Here is a 13,989-nt window from a genome sequence, read left to right as displayed (position 1 = left end):
GGTGAAATGAGAATTATCCTCACCTGCAAATGAAAATATTTTTTATTTATTTTTTTTGTTTTGGATAATCAGTAGGTTATTTTTATCCTGATACACGACTTGCACAGGAAGGAGTGAGGGAAGTGCCTGAAAAAAGGCATCTGGCTGCTGAAGGTTAATGCGTCCGGATATTTTCCGGTTGGCTAAATTGCTCGGAGAGAGTTCAACCTGAAAGTCGGAATAGGTTTTTAATTCAGACAAAACTTCACCGAGGGGCTTATCCACAAAGCTGAGCTCACCGAAACGCCATCTTGCCACCTCTTGCGGGGAGACTGAATTGAGCGCGATTTTTCCATTGATGCTCGGGCTTAACGCCCCTTGTCCGGCAAGCAGTAATACAGGTTTTTGGCTGTTGAGGCTTTGAAAACTCACAATGCCTTGGCTGACACTGACCGCCACCTGCTCGCCTTTTTTATTCACTTCAAATTCCGTTCCGACGACCTGAATTCGCCGTTGATCGACATTGATAACGAACGGGCGATAAGGGTTGGATTTCACTTTAAAATAAGCGGAACCTTGGTCTAAGTAGAGCTGGCGGATTGGCGTTTCATAAGCGACTCGAATGCGGGTATCGCGATTGAGAAACAGCTGAGAGCCATCTGACAATGTCACTTCTTTGGTGGAGTCAGTGGAAACCAGCGTCATGTTATTGAGCAACATGGAGGGAAGCTGGCTGTAAGGTAAAAACAGGACGGCAGCAATAAAACAGGCGGCAACTAGATGACCGAGAGGCTTCCAAAACGATGAAAAACCAAATTTTGACGCTGTCGATTTAACAGGCGCAGGGCGCGGAACTTTTTCAATATCTTGCCAAATCCCCGCAATTGCTTCATAGGCATCCTCATGGGCTTTTGAAGCACGTAACCAAATTTTAAATTCTTGAGATTGTTGGTCACTGAGCTGTTGACTATGAACACGGGTAAACCACAGCGCCGCGTCTTCGTCGATGCGTTGTTGCTCGACTGACGAGGTATTTTCTGGCTGCTGGGTTTGGTTGTTTGCCATTACGGATGATTGCTCTTATCGTCTAGATATTTTTTACAATGCACTAATGCCGCTGCAATATGTTTTTCCACCATACTGATCGAAATTTCCATACGCTCTGCAATTTCACTTTGAGATAACCCATCAAAGCGATACAGCAAAAAGGCTTCTTTACGCCGTGGAGGCAAAAGATCAATCGCCTCGCCAAGTCGCGCAATTCGCTGTTGGTGCTCTAAAATTTCGCTAGGGTCGGCGGTGGTTTGCTCAAAACTTTGTTCATGCACCACTTCATCAATCGAGGTATGGGACTGGCTCTGTTGATGATTCCGTCGCCAATGGTCAATTAACACATTGCTAGCGATTTTAAACAGATAAGCACGGTTCTCCTTCACAGGATCCTGCGCTTTACGGTTTAGCCATAGTGTAAACACATCCTGTGATAAATCATCCGCATCGTTACTATTACCTAGTCGACTGCGGAAAAATCGCACAAGCTGACCGTAGGTTGATTGATATGCGCCGCTGATTTTGCGGGCAAGGGATTTATCGATAGTCATTTTCTGGTGTCAAAAGTGAAAATAGTTTAATAATTAGCTCAAATTGACTTTATAAATTAAATCAATACCTTGTAGTTACTATTGTTATTTTATTAATAATAATGAATATCATTTTGATTTGTATTATGCCTATAATCAGCGAAAAATAAAGATGTGAGGCAAAATATGAACAGCAGTGTGGGGCAGCTGGGAAGCCCAATTTTTCGTCCTCTGGGCGGTTTATGTGGAAGTCTTGTTTTCCATGGAATACTGGCAATGCTTTTTATTGGGTGGTTTACATCAAACCTACCCAAAACTGGGGTTTTACCCCCCGCAATTTCTTTACAATTAGGGCTTTATCAACTGGAACAGCAGCAGGAGCCTGAAGTTAATAATGCGCCTAAACAGCAGATGGCAACACGAGAAGAAATTGAGCCTGAAGTTGTTGAAAAAGCAGAGAAGTTACCCCAAACACCACTGGTTGATAATGGGACATTGACGCGCGTCACCGAGAAAAAACGCCCGCCAAAGAAAAAGCCAGTTCAAGAGAAAAAAGTGGTGGAAGAAGCTCCCGCTTCGACTCAAGAATCCGAAGTGACGTCGGTGCCAACTTCTGGCAGCGCTTCGAATAGCAGTGCGAATTTTGCGAGCAGTGCCGTTGCACCCGTCAGTGGTCATCATGGCTGGGAAAGTGAAGTTCATCAACGATTAGCGAAAGCAAAGCGATACCCACGCGCTGCATTGCGTTTTCGTTCAACGGGCGTTTCTCAAGTCAAAATTATTGTGGATAATCAAGGCCAGTTAGTAAGTGCTAGCTTGATTAATTCGTCAGGTACCAAGCTCCTCGATAAAGAAGCGCTAGCGACTATCGAACGCGCAGCACCGTTTCCGATGCCACCTGAGACTTTGCTAGCCAACGGAAAAGTGGAGCTAATTGCGCCGATCGTGTTTGATACGACGTCAATCTAGGCGGAATTAACGGTTATTGTTTTTCTGTAAACTTGCGCGCCACCCGTCTTGGTCGATGTGGACTTGGCTCTTTACGGCGTTTGGCGCGTGGTGATTTTAAGGGGCTACGTGTATTTTTAGCCCCATTTGTCCCTATGCTCTGTTCCTCGGGCTTATCTTCACTCTCTTCCGCGTTTTCGTCAGGTTCGATAATCAATTGTTGCTGACCTTTCTTTTTCTTCAGGCGCATTAGGGTGTTCGCCAAAATAAAGCCAATACACAAAGATAATAAAATAAATACACGCATGATATTAACGGTGTTATCGGCTTGCTGAAGATCAGTAGTGAGCGACTCAGTATCGATGGTCAGGCGTAAATAGCCTTTAGGTTCTTTGGCGCCTTGAACGGGAACCACTAATTGATACTGAAAATTCTGTAGTCCAGTGTTTCCTTCGAGGGAAAGTCGCTCTTTGACCGTGGCGGGTTCACCCACTTGGGTGACTAACACGCCTGCCGCCGTGTATAAACCGACATCCAAAATATAGTGATCTTTAGCTAGATGATTTAAATTGGCATTAATTCGTTCTAAATTAAAATCTTTGCTGCCGGGAACCACATAATCGGATAAGCTGAATGCCACTTGCTCAGCTAATACTTGAGTTAATTGCTTAAATTGCTCTAGTCTGCTCTGGCTTTGGTTATAACCTAAATATGAAACCCCGTGCATTAGGAAGGTTATCAGCGCAACGCAAACAATGATAATAACGGTTTTGTGCAGCCTAAATGGGAGTTTCATAGGAATAATCGTGCTCTTTGTCTGTTTTATCGCAATTAGCAAAGTTATGAAGCGTTAACTTGCTGGAAAATTTAAGTATAGTAATTTTATGCAGGGTATACATTATAAAAAAAGTTGTATCCACAACAGGAGCTAATTTTCATGCCAACGAGTTTGACCTACTGTTATCTGCCTGATGAAATTCAAAAATGGCCGGGTTTACCCTTATCGCTAAGTGGTGAAGAAGTGATGCCATTGGATTATCGTGCGGGGGACACTGGGTGGTTGTTATATGGTCGCGGCTTAGATAAAGCACGTATCAGTGATTTCCAGCAGCGTTTAGGGATAGCGATTGTGATTGTCTCCTCTTGGCGCATTGATGATTACCAAGTTGTGCGCATCGCGGGCAGCATTACCCCTCGCATCAAAAAATTGGCAGATGAAAGCCAATTGGATGTGGTGCCACTCGGTAAAATCCCACGTTTACGATCCCCAGGGATCTTACTCATGGATATGGATTCCACCGCGATCCAAATCGAGTGTATCGATGAAATCGCCCGTCTGGCAGGAGTCGGCGATCAAGTCTCTGAAGTGACCGAACGCGCCATGCAAGGGGAGCTCGATTTCACAGAAAGTCTACGTGCTCGTGTGGCACTGCTCGAAGGTGCCGACGCGGCTATTCTCGACCAAGTGCTCGAAACCTTGCCGTTAATGCCGGGGTTAACCAGCTTAGTTCGTAAGTTACAAGCGATGGACTGGCATATTGCTATTGCTTCCGGCGGATTTACGTTCTTTGCCGATAACCTACGCCAGCGATTAAAACTGGTCGCGGCAGTTGCCAATCACCTCGAAGTCAAAAATGGCAAACTGACAGGTAAAGTTAAAGGGGCGATTGTCGATGCAAAATACAAAGCGCAAACCCTCGTTAAACTGGCAGAAAAACTGAATATCCCAATGGAGCAAACCGTCGCCATCGGTGACGGAGCAAACGACTTGAAAATGCTCAGAAAAGCAGGACTGGGGATAGCGTATCATGCAAAACCAAAAGTGTTTGCAAGGGCGAAAGTGGGGATTAAGCATGCGGACCTCATGGGAGTCCTTTGTGTCCTAAGTGGTGGTCTCAAGCACGAAGAACGCTAAAATCTTCTTCATTCTTAGCGTGACAACGTTGTTGGCTGCTCTTAGCCACCCTAGTCACATACTTGTGTATGCTCCTAGGGCTGTCTGCGTTTGCCGCCTAGTTGTCACGCGAATAATTTTGAAGATTAGAACTTGTGTCAGTTAAAGATTTAAAGATTTAAAGATAAAGCGTTAAACATTTTTTTGGGTGATTAAGGAGTGGCTGTGGCGAAAGGTGCGAAAAGGGCATTTGTGTGTAATGAGTGTGGGGCGGATTATCCGCGCTGGCAGGGGCAGTGTAGTGCCTGTAATGCATGGAATACCATTACGGAAGTGCGTTTGGCATCGACGACTGCGGCACGTACGGATAGGCTGACGGGCTATGCCGGTAATGCGGCGGGCGTCAGTAAAGTCCAAAAACTCTCTGAGATTAGCCTCGAAGAACTGCCACGCTTTACCACTGGATTTAAAGAATTTGACCGCGTGCTAGGTGGTGGGGTTGTGCCAGGCAGTGCCATCCTTATCGGGGGGAACCCCGGAGCGGGGAAAAGTACCTTACTGCTGCAAACCATGTGCTTACTATCGCGGGAGATGAAAACCCTGTATGTCACGGGGGAAGAATCCTTACAGCAAGTTGCCATGCGTGCCCACCGATTAGGACTACCGACTGATTCACTCAATATGCTGTCGGAAACCAGTATTGAACAAATCTGCCTGACCGCAGAGCAAGAGCAACCCAAGCTGATGGTCATCGACTCCATCCAAGTGATGCACATGGCGGATATTCAATCCTCGCCGGGCAGTGTGGCGCAAGTGCGTGAAACCGCGGCATATCTAACTCGCTTCGCAAAAACTCGCGGCGTGGCGATTATTATGGTGGGTCACGTCACTAAAGATGGCTCATTAGCAGGACCTAAAGTGCTTGAACACTGTATTGACTGCTCCATTATGCTCGATGGTGATGCCGACAACCGTTTTCGCACTTTACGCAGCCACAAAAACCGCTTTGGTGCCGTCAACGAGCTGGGCGTATTTGCCATGACGGAACAAGGCTTAAAAGAAGTCAGTAACCCGTCCGCCATCTTCTTAAGTCGTGGAGATGAAATTACCTCGGGCAGTTCTGTCATGGTGGTATGGGAAGGCACTCGACCATTGCTGGTGGAGATCCAAGCCCTTGTCGATCATTCTATGATGTCGAATCCGCGCCGTGTTGCGGTGGGGCTGGAACAGAACCGTTTAGCGATTTTGCTGGCGGTATTGCATCGCCACGGTGGATTACAAATGTCCGACCAAGACGTGTTTGTGAACGTCGTGGGCGGGGTAAAAGTGACAGAAACCAGTGCCGACCTCGCGCTGCTATTATCGTTAGTTTCAAGTTTTCGTGATCGCCCATTACCTCGCGACCTTGTGGTATTTGGTGAAGTGGGGCTGGCTGGGGAAATTCGCCCAGTCCCAAGTGGGCAAGAACGTATTTCCGAAGCCGCAAAACATGGCTTCAAGCGGGCCATTGTGCCTCACGCCAATATGCCGAAAAAGTTACCTGCCGATATGAAGGTTTATGGGGTGAAGAAGTTGGCGGATGCGCTTAGTATTCTCGATGAATTCTAAATTATCGTCATGCTCCGCGCTGTTGCTTGCGCTTGCTAACCCTAGTCACATACTTTGTGTATGCTCCTAGGGATTAGCGCCACTTAGCGCCTAGCGACAGCGACAACACGGATCATTTAGATAATTATGAGTAGAAATGGTTGTAAGGCGCTCAAAACGAAAGGATAAATAATATGGCTGAATTTGACTATCTAAAGAGTGCCATCAAAGGTGCGGGTTACACATTGCAGCAAGTAGCGGATGCGACCGAGATGACCAAAGGCTATCTCAGCCAGTTAATTAACGACAAAATTAAAAGCCCCAGCGCGCACAAAATCGCGGCACTTCATCGCTTTTTAGGCTTAGAGTATCCGCTTCAACAAAAAACGATTGGTGTTGTTTTCGGTAAGTTTTATCCGCTCCATACAGGGCATATCTATTTGATTCAACGGGCTTGTAGCCAAGTGGATGAGTTGCACGTGATCCTCTGTCATGATGAGCCTCGTGATAAAGAACTGTTTGTGAATAGCTCCATGTCACAACAGCCTACTGTCAGTGACCGCCTGCGTTGGTTATTACAAACCTTTAAGTATCAGAAAAATATTCATATTCACTCTTTTGATGAGCAAGGGATAGAGCCATACCCTCACGGTTGGGAAGTATGGAGCGACGGGATGAAAGGCTTTATGAAAAAGCACAACATAAACCCGAGCTTTATCTATTCCGGCGAGCCTCACGATGTGCATCGCTATAAAAAATACCTTGGGATCGAAACTATTCTTATCGATCCTGAACGCACATTTATGAACATTAGCGGCAACCAAATTCGCCAAGCGCCATTCCGCTATTGGGAATATATTCCAACCGAAGTGAAGCCATTCTTTGTGCGTAAAGTGGCGGTGTTAGGCGGTGAATCAAGCGGTAAATCCACCCTCGTCAATAAATTAGCCAATATCTTTAATACTACCAGTGCGTGGGAATATGGGCGCGATTATGTATTTAGCCACCTTGGCGGTGACGAGATGGCGCTGCAATATTCTGATTACGATAAAATTGCGTTGGGTCACGCTCAATATATTGATTTTGCAATTAAATATGCGAATAAAGTGGCGTTTATTGATACGGATTTTGTCACCACGCAAGCATTCTGTTTGCGCTATGAAGGGAAAGAACACCCATTTGTGCAGGCGCTGATCGATGAATACCGTTTTGACCTTGTTATCTTGCTGGAAAATAATACTCCGTGGGTAGCAGATGGTCTACGCAGCTTAGGCAGTGATAAAGACAGAATGGAATTTCAAACATTACTGATTGAAATGCTGAAGAAAAATAATATTGAATTTGTGCATGTGGAGTCGTCAGACTACGATTCACGCTTCTTAGAGTGCGTTTCTTTGGTTCAGCAATTATTGATGCTGGATGATTCACTTTCCGCATAAAAAAATGGCACCCAAGGGTGCCATTTTTGATCGTAATAGACGAATTATTTAGTCATCTTTTTGTACTTGATGCGGTGTGGCTGCAGCGCATCCGCACCTAAAGTGCGTTTCTTGTAATCTTCGTACTCAGAGAAGTTACCTTCGAAGAAGGTGATATTGCCTTCATCTTGGTAGTCGATGATGTGCGTTGCGATACGGTCAAGGAACCAACGGTCATGGGAAATAACCATTGCACAGCCCGGGAATTCTAACAGGGCGTTTTCCAGCGCACGTAAGGTTTCAACGTCGAGGTCGTTGGTTGGTTCATCGAGCAGCAATACGTTACCGCCAACTTGCAGCAGTTTTGCCAGATGCAAACGACCACGCTCACCACCCGACAGCTCGCCCACGCGTTTACCTTGGTCAACGCCTTTAAAGTTAAAGCGGCCGACGTAAGCACGGCTTGGGATCTCAAAGTTGCCGATACGCATGATGTCTTGACCGTTGGAAATCTCTTCCCATACAGTTTTGCTGTCATCCATTGCATCACGGAACTGATCCACAGAAGCAATTTTCACGGTATCACCCAAGGTAATTGAACCAGAATCTGGCTGCTCTTGACCGGAAATCATACGGAACAGGGTAGATTTACCTGCACCGTTTGGACCGATGATCCCGACAATCGCTCCTTTCGGGATCGAGAAATTCAGGTTGTCGATCAGAACGCGATCACCATAAGACTTGCTCAGGTTTTCCACTTCGATAACTTTGTCACCTAAACGCGGTCCAGGTGGGATAAACAGTTCGCTGGTTTCATTACGTTTTTGGTATTCTACGCTGTTAAGCTCTTCAAAGCGAGCCAGACGCGCTTTACCTTTGGATTGGCGACCTTTCGGGTTTTGACGGATCCACTCAAGTTCTTTCTCAATGGATTTACGACGAGCCGCTTCTGTTGACGCTTCTTGCGCCAGACGCTCATCTTTTTGTTCCAACCAAGAAGAGTAGTTACCTTCCCATGGAATACCTTCACCACGGTCAAGTTCAAGGATCCAACCTGCAACGTTATCGAGGAAGTAACGGTCATGGGTGATCGCCACAACGGTGCCTTCGTAGTCGTGCAGGAAGCGCTCTAACCAAGCAACGGATTCAGCATCCAAGTGGTTGGTTGGTTCGTCGAGCAGCAGCATGTCTGGTTTTTCCAGCAGCAGGCGGCAGATAGCCACACGGCGGCGTTCACCCCCAGACAAGTTGCCGATAACCGCATCCCAAGCTGGCAGGCGCAGTGCGTCAGCAGCACGTTCCAGTTGGTTGTCTAAATTATGACCGTCTTGTGCGGCAATAATCGCTTCCAGCTCGCCTTGGATTTTCGCAAGCTTGTCAAAGTCAGCGTCTGGATCGGCATATTGTGCATACACTTCGTCTAAGCGAGTTAAAGCATTTTTAACTTCACTGACCGCTTCTTCAACGGCTTCACGAACGGTATGTTCCAGATTCAGTTTCGGTTCTTGTGGCAGGTAACCAATTTTAATACCTGGTTGAGGGCGTGCTTCCCCTTCAATCTCAGTATCAATGCCAGCCATGATGCGCAGTAATGTTGATTTACCCGCGCCGTTGAGACCTAAAACACCAATTTTCGCCCCAGGGAAGAAGCTCAGAGAGATGTTCTTTAAAATATGACGTTTCGGGGGAACCACTTTTCCCACTCGATACATACTGTAAACGTATTGAGCCAATTTATTTACCTTTTGTTTTATAACATAATTTTTAATCGCATCGCTCGGTTATTCACTTTGTAATAACTCATAAATTCAAGGCGAATAGTGAGATTCCAAAAGCGAAAGTGTGTAAAACGAGCCACTCAAAAGTAATTGCGTCTAACTGTAATTGTTCCTGCCTTTATGTCAATAACTTCCCATGCAAGTGATGACAATTCAGGGGGCTATCACCTCATCATGCAATCAATATTAATTCATTATTGATGTCGATTATTACATATAACAAAAGGCTCGAAATAGGTGTTGAGTAGGGTTGGGATGATAATTGATGGGATCTGAACTGCAAACGGCTAGACCCCAATATATGAAGTAATGGTATTAAAGATAAGTGAAGTAAACCTCAGACATTTCACATTCGATACCATTTATAATAGCTGTAGAACGTTCGCCAATAAGGTTACTATTTTCATCAATAAAATCAACAATGTCGAAATCTGTATTAATTCGCTCAACACCTAATTCTTGTAACGTATATATTTCACCTGCATGAGATATGCCGTCCATTTGATGATTTACCCATATGCGCAATGAAGCGTAAATTTCATCATTTTTGTCGATATATCCTTTTTTGTCTTTGTCCAAATCAACAAGTTTAAAGAAACCTTCCATGCGCTCAGAGCCACCAAACAGATCATTAACGCTAGTTACGTTGTCAATACCTTGTTTGTTGTAAACTAAAAAACCAGAAGTTGGCATAATCCACGCGGAGGTAACGTTATGGCCAATTCCTAATAAATCAAACTGAACGGATTGATCAAAAATTGAGGTCGTTTTTATGCCACAGCCGTCTAGATTAATAACAATCGGTGAAGCAACAGTGAGGTTCTTAACCACAAATTCCTGAACTTCTAGTTCGCAAGTTCCCTGTTCCATAGTAAAATGCTTGGCAACATCCCATGCATCCGTTGATTTAGTGTCAAGCCATTTCCCCCCTGAAATTGTAGTTGGCACAACAGCATCTATACACGGTTGAGCCCAATTAGGTAATTGTTCAGGTCTCCATCTATTAGGGGTTAATACCACTTTGCGTGCTTCTTTAATTTGATAATTATCGCCAGAGCAAAGAGCATTACTTAGGTTTGCATAAATACTCACTGCAGTATTTGGTTGTAAATAATTAGGCAATTGACTACGCCCTAAAGTAGTTTGATTAAATACTTGCATTCCAAAGTCAACACAATTGCCACAAGCCAGCGCATATTTCATATTACCAATACTAGATTCATGATGTGCTTTTTGGGCATATTTTAACGCGTTCGTAAAATCATTAGATGACAACTTTGCGTAACTGAAATGATGCGGTGATTTTGCATCGATTTTACGTCGATTATCACTTTCTTCATTAGATACACCAGATGGGCGATCTTTATTTTTTAGATTTGCACCAAAAGTTCCTTTATTAACACCATTACCATCGATAAAAGTAAAATTAACATGCCCTGTTGCAGATTTAACGCCTACATCAGAGTAATTAGCCTCAAACTGATTAATACGGATATATGGTTGAGCCATAAAAAAAATCCTTATTTTTTATTGCGAATAAGTAATATTGATTGCATCTTTTCATCTACAATCGACGAGTAAGTTTCTGGATTTTTTGTATCACAATCTAGAATGTAACGTGCCTCACCTCCTGTTCTGCCTAAGTATGAAATGTATGGATATTTTAAGTTGGTAAATTTTTTTGCATCTTCAACAGAGGTTAAAAATGAACAAGGGTTTTCCATGGCATTAATGACTAGTTCTCTTTGTTGTAAATTATCAAAAATAAAAGGTGCTATTTTGAAAACAAAACAAGAGGTTGGTGTGTCATTGATGCGATAGTCATTACAACTGTTTTGCCGAATTAGAGGATTTGGTTCAGTGATATATTTGACTGTTACTCTCATTGTGGGAGTTATAATTGTATTAGGATCATGAACATCAATTTCTACCATCTCACCGTTTTTATTTATGAAATGCTTAGTCTCTAATAAAGTAAATGAATCGGATTCAACTAACGAACACCCTCCAATTAAGGCAGTATTTACAACTTCATCCTTTCCATTACATAAGTGTTGAGATACTTTTTTGTTTTTATTATTTTTTATTAAGCCAGTTGCATAAGCTGCGTAGATGTTTTTACCAGTAATATTTTCCATTAATGCAGATGTAGCGGCATCCTGTACCGCAATAGAAGGGATAAATCCAAACGAATCTCCTTTATGCATCGAGTATGCATTTGTAAAGAAAGGAATTAGCACAATACTGAACATTAATACATTAGGCTTACAACTAAAATTCATATACAAATCCACTTTTAGTTTGTCAAAAAAGCATAAAAAAATATTACATATAACACCCGTAAATGGAAATGATTATCATTACAAAATTTAATTTTGTTCAATAAAAATGAAAAGATAATAAATAACTCTATCTCCCTACTTTAATTGAGACATTTCGACTTGGAACTTTCTAACATGCCAAACTCAACAAATTTTAAATATTCACTATCTGAGTTTCTGTCAAACCTGCTTCTTGAATATGACCTTTGCAATAGTAGGGCAGAAAATCTAATTATAATTATCTTATTTTAGGGAAAGTCGGCAGAGGCCTATACCCGATTGCCCCTAGGCTGGTCTAGGTTATCCGTGTTGTCAGGGTTAACGAATCGAATAAGTAAAAGATTGTAAACCCAACCATTTCAAGAAATCTCCTCTGTCGCTGGCTGAAAACTTTAGGTAGCATTAACATTATTGATATATCTAATGAATGCTTTGAGTATGTTTGAGAGCAATCTCTAACAAGATTTAAGCGATGGAGCGAATAAACATGAAAGGTTGGTTAGCGGCAGTTCCGGTCACCATGCTGTTGGTATCCACAACAGTCTGGGCAGATTCTTTACAGGCACAACGTGAACGTTATCAAGCAATTAAAGTCGCTTGGGATGCCAATAAGATGGATGAAGTCGAGCGTTTATTACCAACCTTACGTGATTACCCGCTGTATCCGTATTTGGAATACCGCGAGCTGTCGCAAGATTTAGATATTATCTCGCCAAAACAAGCGCAAGAATTTATCGATGCATACCCAACGTTGCCTGTGGCGAAAACCCTCAAAAGTCGGTTTGTGAATGAGCTGGCGCGTCGCCAAGAGTGGACATCGTTATTGGCATTTAGCCCTGAGCCGCCACAACCTGCGGAAGCACAATGTAATTTCTATTTTGCGAATTGGGCGACAGGAAATAAACAGGTCGCGTGGCAGGGCGCTGAAAAAATGTGGCTCAATGGTAATTCCATGCCAGCAGCATGCGACAAACTGTTTACTGAATGGGAAAAAGCCGGATATCTTTCAACGGATATGATTTTGGCGCGTATTCACCTTGCTATCAAAGATGGTAATACATCAACGGCAACTTACCTCGCGAAACGCTTACCAAGTAGCTACAAAACTATCTCTGATGCGTTGGTTAAACTACAAAATGACCCCGCTTCGGTTGTCTCGTTTGCGAAAACATTGACGCCGACGGATTTTACGCGTCAAGCCACATTAGCTGGATTTAGCCGCTATGCGCGTCAATCCCCTGATGCAGCCCGTACTGCATTAGCAGGGATCAGCTCTGCCCAGAAAATGAATATGGCAGAAAACCAGCAAATGAAAGACAGCATTGCGTGGCAATATATGGGAGTTGATGTCACTCCTGAGCAGGCAATGTGGCGTGATGAAGTGATCCGAGAAACTAACTCTGCCACCTTAAAAGAGCGCCGCGTACGTTTAGCGCTGGGAGAAGGGGATAAAACGGGATTAGCGTCATGGTTGCGACAACTACCGAACGACGTAAAAAATAAGGAAGAGTGGCAATATTGGCAGGCTATCACCTTGATTGATCAAGGTAAAACGGCTGAAGGTGAAAGTATACTGCGAGAGCTAACGTCGAAGCGTGGATTCTACCCAATGGTTGCCGCTCAGCAGCTAAAAATGGATTACCCAGTCATGGTGAATAAAGCCGTGAAACCTGATTCCAGTATTCACAGCATGCCGCAGATTCAGCGCATCCGTGAGTTAATGTATTGGGAGATGGATAATCTGGCTCGCTCCGAGTGGATCAATTTGGTCTCTTCCATGTCACCTAATCAACAAGAGCAGCTCGCCCGTTATGCCTTCGATAATAAATGGGCAGATCTGAGCGTTCAAGCCACGATAACCGCAAAACTGTGGGATCATCTTGAAGAGCGTTTCCCGCTGGCATGGGAAAAACAGTTTGATAATTACACTCGCAGTAAAATGATCCAAAAAAGCTATGCGATGGCCATTGCTCGTCAAGAAAGCGCATGGAACCCGCAAGCACAATCTCCAGTTGGCGCGACAGGCTTAATGCAGTTAATGCCAGCGACAGCAAAACATACGGCGCAAAAGCAAGGCATCACTGGTTATGTGAATGCAGGGCAACTGACTAACCCTGTGATGAACATTGAGTTAGGTACCGCGTATCTTGACGATGTTTATCAGCAATTTGGTAATAACCGTATTTTAGCCAGTGCGGCGTATAATGCCGGCCCATCACGAGTGACTCGCTGGTTAGGTAACAGCGCAGGGCGTATCGATGCGGTGGCTTTTGTGGAAAGTATTCCGTTTGCAGAAACCCGTAGTTATGTAAAAAATGTTCTCTCTTATGATTTGTTTTATAAACATTTCTTAGGTGAAAAAGGCAATGTGTTATCCGTGAACGAATGGAATATGAAGTATTAATTTGTATGGCGTTTCATCTTGTTGGTCGGTTTGGTTTACCTCCAACAAGATGAGCGCTGTATTTTTAACTATACGAAATA

11 protein-coding genes are annotated in these 13,989 nt (G+C 43.9%); 5 read left to right on the top strand and 6 right to left on the bottom strand.

Annotated elements, in window-relative coordinates:
• Positions 1-42: 42 nt before the first annotated feature.
• Both GKR71_RS02050 and GKR71_RS02045 read right to left on the bottom strand, forming a co-directional pair.
• The gene (locus tag GKR71_RS02050) at positions 43-1,044 is read right to left on the bottom strand and encodes a FecR family protein (protein WP_051422595.1); all 1,002 of its coding nucleotides are present in this window, start codon (positions 1,042-1,044) and stop codon (positions 43-45) included.
• Positions 1,044-1,580 carry an RNA polymerase sigma factor gene (locus tag GKR71_RS02045; RefSeq protein ID WP_036950242.1) on the bottom strand — a complete coding sequence of 179 codons (537 nt, stop codon included), beginning with the start codon at positions 1,578-1,580 and terminating at the stop codon, positions 1,044-1,046. Before GKR71_RS02045 ends, GKR71_RS02050 begins: the two co-directional genes overlap by 1 nt.
• Before the next feature lie 165 nt (positions 1,581-1,745).
• On the opposite strand from GKR71_RS02045, the gene GKR71_RS02040 reads away from it, so the two are divergent.
• Complete coding sequence (locus GKR71_RS02040; protein ID WP_154600141.1) at positions 1,746-2,528, top strand: energy transducer TonB; 783 nt, start codon at positions 1,746-1,748, stop codon at positions 2,526-2,528.
• A 13-nt stretch (positions 2,529-2,541) separates the two neighbouring features.
• On the opposite strand, the gene GKR71_RS02035 is transcribed toward GKR71_RS02040, so the two are convergent.
• Positions 2,542-3,303 carry an AhpA/YtjB family protein gene (locus GKR71_RS02035; protein WP_036950246.1) on the bottom strand — a complete coding sequence of 254 codons (762 nt, stop codon included), beginning with the start codon at positions 3,301-3,303 and terminating at the stop codon, positions 2,542-2,544.
• A 141-nt stretch (positions 3,304-3,444) separates the two neighbouring features.
• Here GKR71_RS02035 and serB point away from each other — a divergent pair, with 141 nt between their 5' ends.
• The 3 genes from serB (at position 3,445) to nadR (ending at position 7,427) form a co-directional block, all read left to right on the top strand.
• Positions 3,445-4,422 (top strand): phosphoserine phosphatase, encoded by a 978-nt coding sequence (gene serB / locus GKR71_RS02030; RefSeq protein ID WP_036950248.1) that lies wholly within the window; start codon positions 3,445-3,447, stop codon positions 4,420-4,422.
• Positions 4,423-4,626: 204 nt separating this feature from the next.
• Positions 4,627-6,009, top strand: a complete 1,383-nt coding sequence (gene radA / locus GKR71_RS02025) for a DNA repair protein RadA (protein WP_036950249.1) — start codon at positions 4,627-4,629, stop codon at positions 6,007-6,009.
• 173 nt (positions 6,010-6,182) lie between these two features.
• A complete protein-coding gene (gene nadR / locus GKR71_RS02020; RefSeq protein ID WP_036950251.1) occupies positions 6,183-7,427 on the top strand; it encodes a multifunctional transcriptional regulator/nicotinamide-nucleotide adenylyltransferase/ribosylnicotinamide kinase NadR in 1,245 nt (414 codons plus the stop codon).
• A gap of 44 nt (positions 7,428-7,471) precedes the next feature.
• Here the strand turns inward: nadR and ettA are convergent, their stop codons facing one another.
• From ettA to GKR71_RS02005, 3 genes are all read right to left on the bottom strand, one after another.
• On the bottom strand, positions 7,472-9,139 hold the full coding sequence (gene ettA, locus GKR71_RS02015; RefSeq protein ID WP_108479217.1) for an energy-dependent translational throttle protein EttA: 1,668 nt from the start codon (positions 9,137-9,139) through the stop codon (positions 7,472-7,474).
• A 360-nt stretch (positions 9,140-9,499) separates the two neighbouring features.
• Positions 9,500-10,693 (bottom strand): hypothetical protein, encoded by a 1,194-nt coding sequence (locus GKR71_RS19985; RefSeq protein WP_230083164.1) that lies wholly within the window; start codon positions 10,691-10,693, stop codon positions 9,500-9,502.
• Between the two features lie 11 nt (positions 10,694-10,704).
• Positions 10,705-11,391: a hypothetical protein gene (locus GKR71_RS02005; protein WP_230085005.1), complete on the bottom strand. Its 687-nt coding sequence runs from the start codon at positions 11,389-11,391 to the stop codon at positions 10,705-10,707.
• 601 nt (positions 11,392-11,992) lie between these two features.
• Between GKR71_RS02005 and sltY the strand changes: the two genes are divergently transcribed.
• Positions 11,993-13,909, top strand: a complete 1,917-nt coding sequence (sltY, locus tag GKR71_RS02000; RefSeq protein WP_195848951.1) for a murein transglycosylase — start codon at positions 11,993-11,995, stop codon at positions 13,907-13,909.
• The last annotated feature ends 80 nt before the right edge of the window (positions 13,910-13,989 follow it).

It is taken from the genome of Providencia sp. wls1922 (genome assembly GCF_009706505.1).
Lineage (GTDB): Bacteria > Pseudomonadota > Gammaproteobacteria > Enterobacterales > Enterobacteriaceae > Providencia > Providencia lanzhouensis.
This window is presented reverse-complemented; position numbering and strand designations above follow the sequence as displayed.

Excerpts from the sequence above, each read along its gene's own strand:
- GKR71_RS02045 (WP_036950242.1), bottom strand. The coding sequence starts at position 1,580 with ATGACTATCGATAAATCCCTTGCCCGCAAAATCAGCGGCGCATATCAA.
- sltY (WP_195848951.1), top strand. The coding sequence starts at position 11,993 with ATGAAAGGTTGGTTAGCGGCAGTTCCGGTCACCATGCTGTTGGTATCC.
- GKR71_RS19985 (WP_230083164.1), bottom strand. The coding sequence starts at position 10,693 with ATGGCTCAACCATATATCCGTATTAATCAGTTTGAGGCTAATTACTCT.
- GKR71_RS02040 (WP_154600141.1), top strand. The coding sequence starts at position 1,746 with ATGAACAGCAGTGTGGGGCAGCTGGGAAGCCCAATTTTTCGTCCTCTG.
- nadR (WP_036950251.1), top strand. The coding sequence starts at position 6,183 with ATGGCTGAATTTGACTATCTAAAGAGTGCCATCAAAGGTGCGGGTTAC.
- serB (WP_036950248.1), top strand. The coding sequence starts at position 3,445 with ATGCCAACGAGTTTGACCTACTGTTATCTGCCTGATGAAATTCAAAAA.
- GKR71_RS02050 (WP_051422595.1), bottom strand. The coding sequence starts at position 1,044 with ATGGCAAACAACCAAACCCAGCAGCCAGAAAATACCTCGTCAGTCGAG.
- GKR71_RS02035 (WP_036950246.1), bottom strand. The coding sequence starts at position 3,303 with ATGAAACTCCCATTTAGGCTGCACAAAACCGTTATTATCATTGTTTGC.
- GKR71_RS02005 (WP_230085005.1), bottom strand. The coding sequence starts at position 11,391 with ATGCATAAAGGAGATTCGTTTGGATTTATCCCTTCTATTGCGGTACAG.